The organism is Alcanivorax sp. UBA3183 (assembly GCF_002364155.1).
Taxonomy (GTDB): Bacteria; Pseudomonadota; Gammaproteobacteria; order Pseudomonadales; family Alcanivoracaceae; genus Alcanivorax; species Alcanivorax jadensis.
In genome coordinates this window covers 4,689-20,189 of sequence record NZ_DEXN01000003.1, presented here as the reverse complement: position 1 = coordinate 20,189, position 15,501 = coordinate 4,689, and the positions used below count along the sequence as shown (strand labels likewise).

Annotated in this window: 10 protein-coding genes; 9 read left to right on the top strand and 1 reads right to left on the bottom strand. The window is 59.1% G+C overall.

Features of this window, described 5'->3' with window-relative positions; translation table 11 throughout:
• Positions 1-63 precede the first annotated feature (63 nt).
• Genes B3Q33_RS00220 through B3Q33_RS00205 form a run of 4 tightly spaced genes read left to right on the top strand, consistent with a single transcriptional unit; the run spans position 64 to position 5,733 of the window.
• Positions 64-1,623, top strand: coding sequence for a hypothetical protein (locus B3Q33_RS00220; RefSeq protein WP_273009970.1), 1,560 nt, complete (start codon positions 64-66; stop codon positions 1,621-1,623).
• A gap of 9 nt (positions 1,624-1,632) precedes the next feature.
• Positions 1,633-2,949 (top strand): hypothetical protein, encoded by a 1,317-nt coding sequence (locus B3Q33_RS00215; protein ID WP_273009968.1) that lies wholly within the window; start codon positions 1,633-1,635, stop codon positions 2,947-2,949.
• Positions 2,950-2,975: 26 nt separating this feature from the next.
• Positions 2,976-3,626, top strand: coding sequence for a hypothetical protein (locus B3Q33_RS00210; RefSeq protein ID WP_156964831.1), 651 nt, complete (start codon positions 2,976-2,978; stop codon positions 3,624-3,626).
• Entirely contained in the window at positions 3,616-5,733 is a 2,118-nt protein-coding gene (locus B3Q33_RS00205; protein WP_273009967.1) for a DUF6160 family protein, read from the top strand. Before B3Q33_RS00210 ends, B3Q33_RS00205 begins: the two co-directional genes overlap by 11 nt.
• On the opposite strand, the gene B3Q33_RS00200 is transcribed toward B3Q33_RS00205, so the two are convergent.
• The gene (locus tag B3Q33_RS00200) at positions 5,730-6,584 is read right to left on the bottom strand and encodes a GIY-YIG nuclease family protein (protein ID WP_198030618.1); all 855 of its coding nucleotides are present in this window, start codon (positions 6,582-6,584) and stop codon (positions 5,730-5,732) included. The genes B3Q33_RS00205 and B3Q33_RS00200 overlap by 4 nt on opposite strands.
• A 106-nt stretch (positions 6,585-6,690) precedes the next feature.
• Here B3Q33_RS00200 and B3Q33_RS00195 point away from each other — a divergent pair, with 106 nt between their 5' ends.
• From B3Q33_RS00195 to B3Q33_RS00175, 5 genes are all read left to right on the top strand, one after another.
• Positions 6,691-8,070, top strand: coding sequence for a class II fumarate hydratase (locus B3Q33_RS00195; protein ID WP_272963015.1), 1,380 nt, complete (start codon positions 6,691-6,693; stop codon positions 8,068-8,070).
• A gap of 259 nt (positions 8,071-8,329) precedes the next feature.
• On the top strand, positions 8,330-9,961 hold the full coding sequence (locus B3Q33_RS00190) for a fatty acid--CoA ligase (protein ID WP_272974648.1): 1,632 nt from the start codon (positions 8,330-8,332) through the stop codon (positions 9,959-9,961).
• A gap of 498 nt (positions 9,962-10,459) precedes the next feature.
• A complete protein-coding gene (locus B3Q33_RS00185) occupies positions 10,460-11,581 on the top strand; it encodes an efflux RND transporter periplasmic adaptor subunit (RefSeq protein WP_272963012.1) in 1,122 nt (373 codons plus the stop codon).
• Positions 11,578-14,682, top strand: coding sequence for an efflux RND transporter permease subunit (locus B3Q33_RS00180; protein WP_273009965.1), 3,105 nt, complete (start codon positions 11,578-11,580; stop codon positions 14,680-14,682). The genes B3Q33_RS00185 and B3Q33_RS00180 overlap by 4 nt, the downstream gene beginning before the upstream one ends.
• 106 nt (positions 14,683-14,788) lie before the next feature.
• Positions 14,789-15,454: a M48 family metallopeptidase gene (locus B3Q33_RS00175; protein ID WP_272963010.1), complete on the top strand. Its 666-nt coding sequence runs from the start codon at positions 14,789-14,791 to the stop codon at positions 15,452-15,454.
• Positions 15,455-15,501: the final 47 nt, after the last annotated feature.

The window sequence follows — 15,501 nt, the reverse complement described above, 5'->3', positions numbered from 1 at the left end:
CGCAATGAGGTGAGCATGCTCACCAGACCCAAATACAGACACTGCATAAGGTTATTCCGTGTTTTGCTGGTTGTCCTCGCGGCTGGCCCCATGGTGGGTAAGGCTGCACTGGAATCCCTGGATGAAGAAAGCCTGTCTCAGGTGACCGGCACGGGCCTGGCTATCGGCTTCGAGGATTTTCGCTGGCTGATCAAGCCCACCAGTTATTTCGAGCAGGTAGGCTCGGATCCGGTAGGCAGCACCACGTTGCAACGGGGGGACCTGCGCTGGTATGGCGTGAACATCTCCGGTGCGGGTAGCGGGGGATTTCACTGGGATGAAAGCGGCGGCAATTTCGGCACGTCCTGTGATGCCTCCAGCCTCGGCTGCCCTCGTGGTGGACTGATCAGTGACTTTGCGCCCCATGATAACCCGTACCTGTTGCGCGCATTTTCGCCCCGCGGGGTCAGCTACGATGGCACCGTCCTCAACAGTGATCCCAATAACCCGGACAGCACCATCTATGAATATCTGGCGCCCAGTGCCCAGCCGGAATACACCTTTTCCTTTTGGGGAGAACTGGAAGTAGGTCGCTCCGGTAATAATGACAACCTGGCCGTCGGTACCGGGGATTTGCTGAAAACCCAGACCATCATTCGCGGTAATGCGGCCAATTCAGCCTTCCGCCTTTTCCAGTTTACCCAACCGGGTAACGAAACCTTTGCCATCCTTTACCACAGTCGCCTGCAGGGCGACTTCCGGTTTTCTGCAGCACAGCATGATGGTCCGGGCGCCAGCGATGTGGTGGGGCAACCGGTGAGGTTTGATGCCCTCGAAGGTCTGCATTTCAAAAATGTGGATGCCTATGTTCCGCTGGGACAGCTTTACTATCAGGCGCTGACCCTGGATACGGTGCCGTCTCAGGACGGTAATTTCATTCTGGAAATTCCGCGTCTACCCGATGTCCCTACCCATACAGCGGTTCATGATCATTTCTACTCGCTGGCCGTACCGGACAGTGCGGATGCGGGCTATATCACTGCCCGGGCAGCGTTATTGAGCAACACCCCTGGCGCAACGCCTTCTCATGCGGTGGATGATTCCTACTTTGTTACCCATGGCTACTCACGTTGGGGGGACTGGTATCCCTGTCGTGGGGTTGGTTGTCCAGCGGTATCGACAACGGTTTCTCCCAATCGCAATACCTACAACGATACCGATGACGGCATCTTCTTTCGCAAGTGTGAAAGCTGCGATGACTTTGATGCGTTCGCTTACATGATCACGGCGGTGGATGTTCGGCCAGGACAGGATCAGTACTCCTGCCCGGGGGGAAGCAACTGTGGTGATTATGCCCCGCGTGGAGGCTCCGGAGGTGTTGCGGATCGCTATTATCGTCAGGCAGTTAATTGTACCGCTAATAGCGGGAGTGATTACCAATGTGGCTATGGAGGCAGCTACAACATCAGTGCCGGGTCTGATTACACCACGGTGAACAAGATGAACCCATCAACGTTGTTGGGGGTTCCCGGTACCAACACCCTTCCCGTTATTCATACTGGTGTTGCAAACCTTGGAGATGCCAGAGCAGAAGGTTTACAGGTGAATTACATGAAATTTACCAGCTATGGTGCAGGGAATTAGAGAATTTTTATGGAAAATAAAACAAAAAAAATTCCGTCAGTAAAAATATCAGCTGCGCTCATATTGTTCTGGTTTTCATCTTCCTACGCGTTCAATGCTGGAGGTATGAGTCCTCTTGATGAGGATCAGATGAGAGCTGTTACGGGTCAGGGACTGATCGTTTCCGACAAAATATCAGGCAACGCATTGTCGAATCCTAATGCCTACTCCACACCCTTTGAGTTTTATCGAATTGGCCTGGACGGTGAGCTTCAGTTGAATCTTAACGTTTCAAAGTTGCAACTTGGTTGCGGTGGAATTAACGACCACCTTTCCGGCCATGCAGGTTGTGATATCGATATTGATTACCTGAGCCTGATGGGAAGAAACGGCACGGATATCGGCGATCCAGGAAGCCCATTTACACTGGACAGGCCCTATATTGAATTTGCGGTAAAGAATGACAATTCCACAACTTTGCGGGAGATTGCCGGCATAAAGATTGGCGCGCAATCCGCAGATGGAGCCATCAGTGCAGGGCGGCGGTACTACACGAACAATGCGGTGAATCAGGAAAATACAGCGTTTGCCACTACCTGTAACCCCAGTGCCGTAACAGGTTCTGGCGTTGTGGGGTGCCATTCCGGGATAAACAGTGTCAGCGGATTTCTGGGTTCTGAGTTATCACTGACCATGGATATTGAGGCTCGGTTGCTGAGTATTTTTACAATAAGAGCAACAGGATGTACGGGAAGGACCAGCATAGGACATGATGACTGTGGCAATAATCTTTCTGATGCACTCTTTGTTGATATTGCCGGCACAAGAATGCAGACGCTTGGCCTGCAAGCTGCAGAACTGAAAACCAACAACCTTGAGTTCCTGGGGGGAAGTTGTGGTTTTTTTAACCCCCTTGCCTGTGCCGCTGAAGCAGTAATGGATACGGTTTTCGCCAGCCTCAATACCGATCTTCGTAACGTTCATAAACTGACATTTGAAGATACCTCGGATTTCTTTCTTTCCTTCCAGAGAGAGCCCATTGCATACCCCCGTTACAGCAAATTGACGCCGACGGAAGAGTTGCCTCCTGGCGCTTTTGATATCTGTGCCACCAGTAATGCTACCCCCCGTTGCTCAAGCAGTTATGCGGTTCCGGCGAATACCGGATGGTGGCTCAACGCCCCTTCCGTGAAGCTGCTGGATGTTTACAACCCCAATGCGGATCTTGGTAACCGCGGCATTGATGAAGCCATTGCATTGCTGGGGGCGCCGGGGTTGCTGCTGGAGCACCCCGAGTTTGATCTGGCGCCGAAACAAAACTGCTACGGCAGCACCATGTTCTGCTGAGAGAGGGAAATATGTCTGGATATGGTATGCCATCGAAATACATCCCTTTTATGTTTGTGGCGCTATGGTTGCTGCTAAGCATTATTTATCCGCAGACGGGGAAAACCGATTCCATGGTTCCTCTTAACGACAGTGAGCTTCAGTCAGTCACTGGCGGTGATGCCATTCAGCTAACCCTGCGGCTGCGAAATAATGTTGGTGAGGACAATGCACCGGATACTGCATGTGGCGGCACCCCGGACCCCTGTCGTCTTGGGTTGGAGTTTGTCGCCAGGGAAGGAAACTGGCTGGTATTGAAAGAATTCTACGGCAGCCTGGCCATTGAAGATGTCCGGTTGGAAGGGGCATATCTGAGTAATAGCGGATCCAGCTACCGTGACCTGAGTCGTTTTGAAGATGCTGACGGTAACTGCCTGCTTTCCCCCTGTAACCCTGATGGTCTGCCGGCAATTCAGCTGGATTACCCCTTTGCGAAAGGGCCGGGCGAATACCAGGATATGCATACCTTTCTGAATATCGGACGCATGGCTGTGGAAGTGGACGATGGCGCTACGCCCGGTTTCATGCTGGATAACAATCCTGGTAGTGCACTGGCGTTTCGAATGAGTGATTCGGCGAGCGCCAACGGCGACATGCAGATGCGTTTTGACGGGAGGGCGTTTCTGTATGGTTTCTGATCACCGACGTCTGTGGATCCTGACTCTATTGCCACTGTCCGCTGCGGTCACTGCCATGACGCCTATTGATGACAGTGGTCTGGCTGATATCCGCGGTCAGGACGGTCTCACCGTCAATCTGGAAAGCAATGGCGCCATTCAAGCCCAACAGCTGAACTGGATAACCGATAGGGGTAACGCACCAGCCGGTACCTGCAGTGGCGGTGTGACTGACCAGCATGCCTGCACACAACTGAATGGCCTCACCCTGCAAGGTGACGGCAATCCTCTGAGTGCACAACTACAGCTGGATGTGGGCAGCGATGGCGGCGTTCCGTTACTGGCATTGCAGTATGACTGGCAGCCTTCCTTGTTCACCCTGGACGGGATGACCCTGCAAACCGGGACCAATCCGGCTTATGCGGGCCACTCTCTGGGCCAGGTTGGGTTGTATTCGCAAGGCAACCTGACGTTGGTGAACCAAGGGCTATTTAGCACGAATGGCCAGCATGCCAATCTGGACTTTTCCATGACTGGTGACTGGATATACCGCCAGGGCGGAGCCGGCAGTGCGGAGATGAGCATTGGTAATCTGATCATACAGAACCGGTTTACCAACGGCCCCGCCGGGGGGCATGCACCAGCCACTGGCGTCATCGGTATCGACAGCAATGGCTTGTTGCTGGAAGCGGATCACACTTATACCGCGCTGGAATTCGACCTGATGTACAAGGCAGCGCCGACAAATTTTGATCGAACGGATCGTCAGCCTCTGCTCTACGGCGCCTGGCTCGGTGGGCTGAAGGACGCTCGTGTGCGGGTGTCTGCTGGTGGGCTCGGCTATGGCTATGATGGTACAGCGCCAAATGGCAACTGGGATTATGCCGGAATCAATACCCCCCGCTCAGAAGGACTGACGATACAGACCCAGTGGGATTACGACACGGATTTCCAGCTTCGCCTGGGCCATGCGGACGGTGACCGTACCCGCATGGAACTGGTGAACTGGCGCCGACTGGGAAATGGTTCCGGTCCCATGTTCGCACTGGATGCCATTCTGGATGTGGTGCAGAACAACAACGGCCCGGCTGGATTGTGCTTTGGTGGCGGCTTTAGCGGCGGGCAGCCGGATAGTGGTTTGTGTACCAGTGCGGGGGGCGTGTTTCATCCGACCCGGGTCGCCGCCGGGGAATCGGCGTTTGCCGTCCTGCTGCGCAATGGCCATCTGCATGCCTACAGTGAACAGTTGACCGTTGCCAACCCCACCAGCGGCTGGTCGGACAGTTATGACTGGGGCGTTGTTCTCACTCTGGGCAAGCTCGATGCCGATATCCTGGCTTATCCGCAAGGGCCCGCCGGCAATGTGGGTCTGCGGGCAGACGCTACCGTTATGGTGCAGTCGCCAGGATTCTGGGACGCGGCGAATAGCGCAGATCCGTTGGTGCGCGCGGCGGCGGCGGATAACTGGCAGACCCATTCCCATTTCCTGTTCGCCAACACCGCCAGCGATGTGGCGGTAGGCCTGCTCAATAATGACCTGCTCTGGGAAGCCCGGGACCTGTACCTTACGTTGGGGGACACCGACCCGGCCTTTCCGGATCTGGCGTCAGGGATCATGCTGCGCACCGATACCCTGTCTCACTACCAGGTACGGGGCCTGCTCGGGGCGGGCAGTCTCAGTGACCTGGGGGGAACCACCGCCAATGTGGCACTGTGGGATTTCAATCTGTCCGCGGACCAGTTTCGTTTCGTGCTCTACCCGGCCACTGCCGATGGTCTGGCAACTCTGGGCTTTGAGGGCTATATGAATCTGGATGGCAATGCGTACCTGTCACTGGCAGAAGTATCCAGCCCCCAGTCAGCGTTCCGGCTATCCAATGTCAGCGGTAGTATCGGCTGGCGAAACGGCAACGTGGTGCTGAAATCCGGCGATCAGAACAGTGACGGCTTGCCCAGCCTGACCATCGAAAACGAACTGTTGCTGGGGCAGAGTGCCGACTTTGGTCAGAGCGGCGGTGGCAACCCGCTGGTCGGGCAGGTGGGATTCGGCGATCAGCAGTATGGTCGCATCGCCATGCCCGGTGGCACCTGGCACAGTGAAATCATTGCCAAGGTGCCTCCGCCCTAGGTTTCCGGCGGCAACACAAAATGCTCGACACCCTGATCCAGAAACCGGATCAACATGCGGTAGCTGTCCAGATCAAAGCTGGCATCCGCATCCGGCGTAATCACAGCGGATTCAGGCTGACGCTGCAAGGTAGTGAGATGACACCACTGATCAATCAGATGGTAGTCGGTTTGCCGGGGGCTCTCTTCACGAATCACCAGCATTCCAGAGTAAGGCCAGGCGTGGATATGCTGGTCTTCAAGCGTTTTCCGCAACCGCTGGTTATGGCTATTCCTGGTTTCCTTGCCACAACAGGCACCCTGACAGCGGCCCAGCTGGTGCGCAAAGCAGGCACCGTGGCGTCCCGTTTCCATCCCGCAGATACGCGGGCAAAGAGCGGCGTCGCGCACTTTGCTGTCCAGCATGGTCTTTGCCTGGCGAGGGCTGCGAAACAGGCCGAAGCTGTCCTGTTGCCAGCCATCGTCATCCACCAGCGGTCGGTATAAAACCGGAACCAGAAAACCGCGGGCATCGATTTCCAGTCGCCAGGTGTGCAGCTGCCGATACCGGCGCTGGCGACGGTTGAAAATCGGCTGGCGTTGTTTGATTTCCCGATTCTCCAGCAGCAGCGCGCCCAGTTCGCCGGCGGTGACCTGATGCTCGATGCGGCGAGTGAGGTAGCACAGCCGCCCTTCCTTCTTATCCCGATGCCGGGCAGAAAAATGGCTTTTTACCCGTTGCCGCAAATTGATGCTTTTACCCACATAGAGTAGTTCGTCCTGCTCGCCAAAAAACCGGTAAATGCCGGGGAGGGTGGGCAGGTCAGCAAACAGGCCCGGGTCGACCGGGGAGGCATCTGAATCTGGGTACATGCCGGTAGTGTCCATGGGGAAACGCCATGATGTGGTGAAGGCGAGATGGATGATCTGATATTTTTACCGTGCCATGATGGAGAAAATGCATTGCCAGGAGGCAACCATGAGCGGCCACGACACCGACACCCGTATCGAAACCGATTCCCTGGGCCAGGTGCAGGTACCCAAAGCCGCTCGCTGGGGCGCCCAGACCCAGCGAGCAGTGGATAATTTCCCCATCAGCGGTCGCCCGTTGCCGGAGCGTTTCATTCTTGCGGTGGTTCGCATCAAGCGCTGCGCAGCGGAAGCCAATCTCAAGCTAGAACAATTGCCGGCGGACAAGCAGGCTGCCATCGTCGGCGCCTGTAATGATCTGCTCGACGGCCACCATCTGGATCAGTTCCCGGTGGATATTTTCCAGACCGGTTCCGGTACCAGCACCAACATGAACGTGAACGAGGTGATTGCCCACCTGTGCGCGGATGCCGGCGCCGAGATTCATCCCAATGATGATGTGAATCTGGGGCAGAGCAGCAACGACACTGTTCCCACTGCGATTCATGTGTCGTCCGTACTGGCTGTCACCGAGCAATTGCTCCCCGGTCTGGAACACCTGATCGCGACTCTGGGGCTGCGTGCCCGCGAAGGTCGCGAGTTGGTCAAGACCGGCCGCACCCATCTGATGGATGCCATGCCGGTGACGGTGGAGCAGGAGCTGCAGACCTGGGTGCTGCAGTTACAGGATGCCAGCAGCCGGCTGGCCCGCGCCCGGGATGAGCTGCTGGCCATCCCCCAGGGCGGTACGGCGGTAGGCAGCGGTATCAATGCCCACCCGGATTTTGCGACCACCTTTGCGGAGCAACTGGCGGACGAAACCGGCCTGGGCTTTAAGCCCTTGCCGCATCCCTTTGTGGCCCAGAGCGCTCTGGATGCGCCGCTGAATCTGTCCGCGGCCTTGCGCGGGCTGGCAGTGGTGATGATGAAGATCAGCAACGACCTGCGCTGGATGAACTCAGGCCCCATCCATGGCCTGGGCGAGCTGCAGCTGCCGGCCACCCAGCCTGGTTCCTCGATCATGCCCGGCAAGGTGAACCCGGTGATCTGCGAATCGGTGACCATGGTGGCGGCCCAGGTGATGGGGCTGGATCAGGCCAATGCGGTGGCGGCCCAGAGCGGCAACTTCCAGCTCAATGTGATGCTGCCGCTGGTGGCCAGCAACCTGCTGGACATGACCGCGTGGCTGGCCAACAGCTGCCGTAACCTGGCCGACCGGGCGATCACCGGCATGACCTTCAATGAAGACCGTCTGGCCGAGGGCGTGGGCAAGAACCCGATTCTGGTCACCGCCCTGAATCCGGTGATCGGTTATGAGAAGGCCGCGAAGATCGCCAAGGAAGCCTTTGCCAGCGGCCGGCCGGTGATCGACGTGGCCGAGGCACAGTCCGACCTGTCACGGCAGGAGCTGGAAAAACTGCTGGACCCGAAACGCCTGACCCGTCCCTGAATCCGCAGGGTGTACTGAGCCCAAGGCGAACTGCACCATTGGCTCGCCTCCAGCGCAGTACACCCTGCGTCTCCCTCATTGCTTTGTGCTTTTATCCCTAGACACAGCGTCTACACCGAGTAGTATTTTGTTACCTCAGGCGTAGCTGAACGGATGACCCGTGCGGGGGACTGTGTCAGTCTGGGACGCCTTACATACTCACAGGTATGGACGCCTCGCCCCGCCCATATCGCCAGAATAACAGGGTAACGGAGCCACTATGAGCAGTAACCTCACCATCCAGCGCACCCCTTCCGCCGTGGAGCCGCCGCTGGTGATCAACCGTATTCTCGAAGCGGGCGTGCAAAAGGCGCCGGAACAGACCATCACCTACGGCGACCGGGATTTTACCTACCGGGAATTTGAAGAGCGGGTGCATCGTCTGGCTGGCGCGCTGGCCGCCCAGGGCATCAAGCCCGGCGATACCGTGGCAGTGATGGACTGGGACACCAACCGTTACCTGGAAGCGTTCTTTGCCATCCCCATGATGGGCGCGGTGCTGCACACCGTGAACGTGCGCCTGAGCCCGGAGCAGGTGCTCTACACCATCAACCACGCCGAGGATGATGCCATCCTGGTGAACAGCGAATTCCTGCCGATCCTGGAAGCCATCAAGGATCGCATCGAGCCGGTGAAGACCTACATCCTGCTCGACGACGATGGTGTAAAAAGCAGCGATGCGCTGCCCCTGGCCGGCGAATACGAAGAGCTGCTGGCCAAGGCACCGGCCCGCTTCGAGTTCCCGGAGCTGGACGAAAACACCCGCGCCACCACCTTCTACACCACCGGCACCACCGGCCTGCCCAAGGGCGTGTACTTCTCCCATCGTCAGCTGGTGCTGCACACCTTCGCCGGCCGCTCCTCCATGGCCGGTGTGGGTCAGGGACGTTTCAACGAAGACGACGTCTACATGCCGATTACCCCCATGTTCCACGTGCATGCCTGGGGTATTCCCTACATGGCCACCCTGATGGGCGTGCAGCAGGTGTACCCGGGTCGTTACGAGCCGGCCTCCCTGCTCAAATTGCTGGTTACCAAGAAGGTCACCTTCTCCCACTGCGTGCCCACCATCATCCAGATGTTGTTGCAGGCGGAAGCGGCCAAGAGCATCGACCTGAGCGGCTGGAAAGTGATCATCGGTGGCTCCGCCTTGCCCAAGGCTCTGGCCATGGGCGCGCTGGAGCGCGGCATCGATATCTACACCGGCTACGGCATGAGCGAAACCTGCCCGCTGCTGACCCTGGCGCAACTGACCCCGGAACTGGAAAAGGCTGACCTGGAAACCCAGGCGGACTACCGTACCCGCACTGGTCGCCCGGTGGCCATGGTGCAGCTGCGTATCGTCGATGCGGAAATGAACGACGTGCCCCACGACGGCAAGAGCCAGGGCGAAGTGGTAGTGCGTGCCCCGTGGCTGACTCAGGGCTATCTCCACGACAAGGAAAAATCCGAGGAGCTGTGGGCCGGCGGCTGGCTGCACACCGGTGATGTGGCGGTGATGAGCGAGGATGGTTGGCTGAAGATCGTCGACCGCATCAAGGACGTGATCAAGACCGGCGGCGAGTGGGTGTCCTCCATCGACCTGGAAGGCATGATCCTGCAGCACGCCGGCGTCGGCGAATGTGCCGTGGTCGGTGTGCCTGACGAGAAATGGGGCGAGCGTCCGGTGGCCCTGGTGGTCAAGAATGGCGACGCGGACGAAGAGGGCATCAAGGCCCTGATGGCCGATTACGCCGACAAGGGCATCATCAGCCGTTATGGCATCCCCGACCGCGTCATTTTCGTGGATGAGCTGCCGCGCACGTCTGTGGGCAAGCTGGACAAGAAGAAGATGCGCGCCGAAATGGTGTAGTGTCTCCACGGCGTCACACTACTTAGAAGCCCGCCTCCCGGCGGGCTTTTTATTGGCGAACAAAGCAGGTCATGATCAAAAGCCTTTTCACCACAGAGGGCACTGAGCACACAGAGGCAAAGAAGATTTATCGTGGAGTAGAGTGAAAAATGGCTGCTGTACCAACTTGCTGGAGATGGTGGTTGTGGTGCAGTTCGCCTTGAGCTCAGTGCACCCTACGCAATCTGTGGCGGTGGGCAGGGATTCAGATCGCAGGTGCTGTCATCCGCCAGGAGCAAATTTGCGATAAACAAAAGAACTGGGTTTTCTCGGTGTGCTCTGTGCCCTTTGTGGTGAAAGTGCCGTTGCTTTTCCGCTCCTAGGGCAAGAATCTGCGCGTAAACTGAATTTCCTTCATAATTCTTTGTCACTTTAACGCTCCCTCTACAAATTGCTTGCATAATTGGGCGCTAGACTTCCCCTACGGCTTGTTGTGAATCATATATCTTGGAGACGTTCATGAAGCGGATTATCGCCGCCCTGATTCTGGTGGTGCTGGTAGGTGCTGGCCTCTGGTGGGCCCTGGCGCCGGCGCCGGCACCCATGGGGCAGCGTCCGCCCACGGTGGTCAACCTGGCGCCGAGTATCGAACGTTCCCTGTTTGATCGGGTGGAAGCGGTGGGTACGGCGCGGGCCGCCCAGGCAGTGACCATCCTTACCGAAGTCCCCGGCCGGGTGGCGAAGATCCATTTCCGCCAGGGGCAAAAGGTGGAACAGGGTAAGGTGCTGGTCACTCTGGATGACCGCAATGCCAGCGCCGAGCTGGCGCGCAGCGAAGCGGAATACCAGCGCGCGCTGAATGATTTCCAGCGCGGCCAGAAACTGGTCAAGAGCCGCGCTATTTCCCAGTCCGAAGTGGATACCTTCCGCACCACCCTGGATGGTGCCAAGGCCAGCCGCGATGCCGCCCGGGCCAATTTCAACGATCACACCATCCGCGCTCCCTTTGCCGGCGTGGTGGGGTTGCGTCAGGTGGATGCGGGTGGCTACCTGCAAACCGGCGATGCCATCACCACCCTGGATAATCTGGGTTATATCGAAGTGGATTTTCAGGTGCCGGAACGCTACCTGGCCCGGCTGGTTTCCGGCCTGCCGGTGCAGGCTCGCAACGAAGCCTTTCCGGATCAGGTGTTCGAAGGCAACATCACCGATCTGGATTCCCGGGTCAGCACGGCCAGCCGCAGCCTCACTGCGCGGGCGCGGCTGGAAAACCCCCAGGACCGGATTCGTCCCGGGCAATTCCTGCGCGTGTCCGTGCAGCTGGCCGAGCGCGATGCCCTGCTGGTGCCTGAGCAATCGATCATTACCCAGGGGGCGCAGAGCTATGTGTTCACCGTCACCGCGGACAACACTGCCGAGCGCCACCCGGTCACCCTGGGTGGCCGTCGTGACGGCTGGGTAGAAATCACCAGTGGCCTGACCGGCAAGCCGGACGTGGTGGTCAACGGCCATTCTCGTCTGGGCAGCGGCCAGGCGGTGCAGGTGCTGGATAACCCGGAGGCCTTGCTGCCGGGCCAGCGGGCCCTGCTGAAGCCTGCTTCGCCGGACGCCGATAAGGCGGACAGCGAGGCCGCTGCATGATTCTTTCCGATATCTCCATCAAGCGACCGGTCTTCGCCACGGTCATCAGTCTGTTGATTGTGGTATTCGGCATCAGCGCCTTGATGAAATTGTCGGTGCGCGAATACCCGGACATCGATCCGCCGGAAGTGTCTATTTCGGTGGACTATGCTGGCGCCGCGCCGGAAGTCATTGATACCCAGATTATCCAGGTGATCGAAGGGGCCGTGGCCGGGGTGGAAGGGGTGCGCAAGATCGAATCGCGCAGCCGGCTGGGCTCCGCCCGTACCAGTGTGGAATTCAATCTGGACCGGGATGTGGACGTGGCGGCCAACGACCTGCGTGACGCGGTGTCGCGGGTGCTCAACCGTCTGCCGGAAGAAGCGGACACCCCGGTAATCGCCAAATCCGACGCCGATGCCCGGCCCATCATCTGGGTAACGTTGACCAGCAGCACCCTGGCGCCCGAGGAACTCACCGACTTTGCCGAGCGTTCCCTGGTGGATCGTTTCGCGGTGCTGGACGGGGTGTCGGAAGTCTTCATCGGCGGCGAGCGCCGCTATGCCATGCGCGTCTGGCTGGACCGCCAGAGCATGGCCGCCAACCAGGTCACCGTCACTGATATCGAACAGGCCCTGCGCAGCAACAATGTGGAGCTGCCCGCCGGGCGCCTGGAATCCCAGTCCCGTGCCTTTACCGTCCGTGCCGACAATCGTCTGTCCTCGGTGAATGAGTTTGAGGATCTGGTGGTGCGTCGCCAGGGCAATTACCTGCTGCGGGTGGGCGATGTAGCCCGGGTGGAGCTGGGCGTGGAAAGCGATGACACCGTGCTGCGTGCCAACGGCGAGACCGCCATCGGCCTGGGTATCATTCGCCAGTCCAAGGCCAATACCGTGGCGGTATCCGATAACGTGCAGGCAGAAATCGAGGCGGTGAGGAGCAGCTTGCCGGCGGATATCAGCCTGGATGTGAACTACGACGAATCCCTGTTTATTCGCGCCTCCATCAAGGAAGTGCTGGTCACCCTGGGCATTTCCGTGGCGCTGGTGATCGCGGTGATCTTCGCCTTCCTGGGTAATCTGCGCGCTACCCTGATTCCGGCGGTGACCATTCCGGTATCGATCATTGGTGCCTTTATCGGCCTGGGCATCATGGATTTCTCCATCAACGTGCTTACCCTGCTGGCGTTGATCCTGGCCATTGGCCTGGTGGTGGACGATGCCATCGTCATGCTGGAAAACATCCAGCGGCGCATCGACGAAGGGGAAACCCGGTTGGTGGCCGCCTATCGCGGTGCCCGCCAGGTGGCCTTTGCGGTGGTGGCCACCACCCTGACCCTGGTGGCGGTGTTCGTGCCGATCTCCTTCATGGGCGGTGACGTGGGTCGGCTGTTTGGCGAGTTCGGCTTTACCCTGGCCTCCGCGGTGATCATCTCCAGCATCGTCGCTCTGAGTCTGGCGCCCATGCTCTGTTCCCGCTGGCTGCACCGGCACAGCGTCAAGGAACTGCAAGGCGAGGGCAATGCCTTCGAACGTGGCCTGCAAAAACTCAACAACGGCTATGCCCGCAGTCTGGCGGCGGCCCTGGGTAAACCCTGGCCGCTGGTGGTGGGCTGCGTGGCCCTGTGCGTGGTGGCGTTGCTGGTATTCCGGGGTTTGCCCCAGGAACTCGCTCCCACCGAAGACCGGGGTGTCTTTATTATCCCCGCGTCAGCGCCCCAGGGTTCCACCGCCGAATACAGCCTGCATCATGTGAAGGAAGTGGAAAACATCATGGCGCCGCTGGTGGAAAGCGGCGAGGCGGAACGGGCCCTGTCCATCGTCGGTTTTCGTGGCGTCACCGAAAGGGCCTTCAGTATCGTGCGGCTCAAGGACTGGGGCGACCGTGACCGCTCCCAGCAGGAGATCGTCAATGAAGTGCGGGGCAAGCTGTCCCAGGTGGCGGGCCTGCGTGCCTTTGCGGTGAACCCGCCAGGGCTGGGCCAGAGTGCCTTTAACCAGGCCCTGGAAGTGGTAGTGGCCGGGCCGGACTACGATCAGGTGTTGGTCTGGAGCGAAACACTGATGGAGGCCATGGAGGAGAATCCGGGGCTGACCAGTATTGATACAGATTTCGAGCAGACTCAGCCACAGTTGGACGTGAAGCTGGACCGGGAGCGTGCGGCGGATCTGGGCATCACCGCTACCGATGTGGGTCAGACCCTGCAAGCCATGTTCGCCACCCTCACGGCCTCCACCTATGTGGATCGAGGCCGCGAATACGATGTGCTGCTGGAAGCGGAAAAACGCAACAGCCAGGGCCCGGACGATGTGTTGCCGATTTATCTGCGCGCCGCCAACGGTGAGCTGGTGCCGTTCTCCAGCGTGGTGGAGCTGACCACCACCGGCGATGCCCCGGAACTGCGCCGGGTGGATCGGCTGCCGGCCATCACCCTGTCCGCCAACCTGGCGGATGGCTATGATCTGGTGTCCGCCATGACCTATGTGGAAGACCAGGCCCGTGAACGCCGGCCCCTGGAAGCACGCATTGGCTACAAGGGCATGGCCGAAGAATTGCAGGAATCCGCCGCCGCCATCCTGGTCACCTTTGCGCTGGCGTTGGTGATCGTGTTCTTGGTATTGGCCGCCCAGTTTGAAAGCTGGATCCATCCGCTGATCATCATGCTCACCGTACCCCTGGCCCTGGCCGGGGCGGTGCTGGCGATCTGGGTCACTGGCGACAGCCTGAACATTTACAGCCAGATCGGCATGATCATGCTGCTGGGGTTGATGGCCAAGAACGGCATTCTCATCGTGGAATTCGCCAACCAGTTGCGCGACCAGGGGCTGGCGGTGAAAGAGGCGGTTTACCAGGGCGCCATCGTGCGCTTCCGCCCGGTATTGATGACCGGCGTCTCCACCATCTTCGGTGCCATCCCTCTGGTGCTGGCCACCGGTGCCGGCGCGGAAAGCCGCTTCACCATCGGCGTGGTGATTCTCGGCGGCTTGCTCTTTGCCACCGTGCTGACACTCTTTATTATTCCGGTGTTGTACCAGTGGCTGGCACCCTATGCCTCGTCGGCGGATGCAGTGAAGCAGCAGCTGGATAAAGAGATGGCAGTGAACGAAAGCCAGGATGGATAATCCGTAGGAGCGGCGCTTGAGCCGCGAACCGAGCGTAGCGAGGTAGGCTTTCCCAAGTACGGTTCGCGGCTCAAGCGCCGCTCCTACAGAACGCTCTACAGGAACCATGACCGACTACGAACTGATCCGCAGCAAACGTCGCAGCCTGGAGCTGCGTGTGCTGGAAGATGGCCGGGTGCAAGTGCGGGCGCCGCAGCGGGCGTCGTTGCGCATGGTGCAGGCGTTTGTGGACAGTCGCAGCCAGTGGATTCACAGTCAGCAGCAGCGCCAGGCCAGCCGGCCTCGCCAGCGTTGGCAGGATGGGGCGTCATTCCCGTTCCGGGGGCAGCCTCTGACCATGGATGTGTCTGCCGGGCGCAGCGCGGTGGCCGTGTCCGGTGGCTATCTGCAGATTCGGGTAGCGGACCCGGACAGCGAGGCGGCAGTGCAACAGACGCTGGAAGGCTGGTTGCGCAAGCAGGCACGGTCCCTGTTCGAAGACAGCATCACCCGCCAGTTTTCCTGGTTCGCCAGCCAGGGTTATTCGCGGCCGGCATTGCGGGTGAAGAAAATGCGTACCCGCTGGGGATCATTGTCGGCCAAGGGCTACATCAACCTGAACATGGCCCTGCTGCAGTACCCGCCGGCAGCGCTGGATTACGTGGTCATGCACGAGCTGTGTCACCTGCAACACATGGATCACGGCCCCGGCTTCCACGCCCTCATGGACGCCCGCATGCCCGACTGGCGCCAACACAAACAACTCCTCGACCAACCGTTCTATCAACCCTGATGATGGATGTCGCCGTAGGAGCGGCGCTCTCTGTGCTCTGCGAGTAT

Bases quoted from the DNA above. Each gene is read 5' to 3' on its own strand.
- B3Q33_RS00185 (WP_272963012.1), top strand. From the start codon at position 10,460: ATGAAGCGGATTATCGCCGCCCTGATTCTGGTGGTGCTGGTAGGTGCT.
- B3Q33_RS00175 (WP_272963010.1), top strand. From the start codon at position 14,789: ATGACCGACTACGAACTGATCCGCAGCAAACGTCGCAGCCTGGAGCTG.
- B3Q33_RS00180 (WP_273009965.1), top strand. From the start codon at position 11,578: ATGATTCTTTCCGATATCTCCATCAAGCGACCGGTCTTCGCCACGGTC.
- B3Q33_RS00215 (WP_273009968.1), top strand. From the start codon at position 1,633: ATGGAAAATAAAACAAAAAAAATTCCGTCAGTAAAAATATCAGCTGCG.
- B3Q33_RS00195 (WP_272963015.1), top strand. From the start codon at position 6,691: ATGAGCGGCCACGACACCGACACCCGTATCGAAACCGATTCCCTGGGC.
- B3Q33_RS00200 (WP_198030618.1), bottom strand. From the start codon at position 6,584: ATGTACCCAGATTCAGATGCCTCCCCGGTCGACCCGGGCCTGTTTGCT.
- B3Q33_RS00210 (WP_156964831.1), top strand. From the start codon at position 2,976: ATGCCATCGAAATACATCCCTTTTATGTTTGTGGCGCTATGGTTGCTG.
- B3Q33_RS00190 (WP_272974648.1), top strand. From the start codon at position 8,330: ATGAGCAGTAACCTCACCATCCAGCGCACCCCTTCCGCCGTGGAGCCG.
- B3Q33_RS00205 (WP_273009967.1), top strand. From the start codon at position 3,616: ATGGTTTCTGATCACCGACGTCTGTGGATCCTGACTCTATTGCCACTG.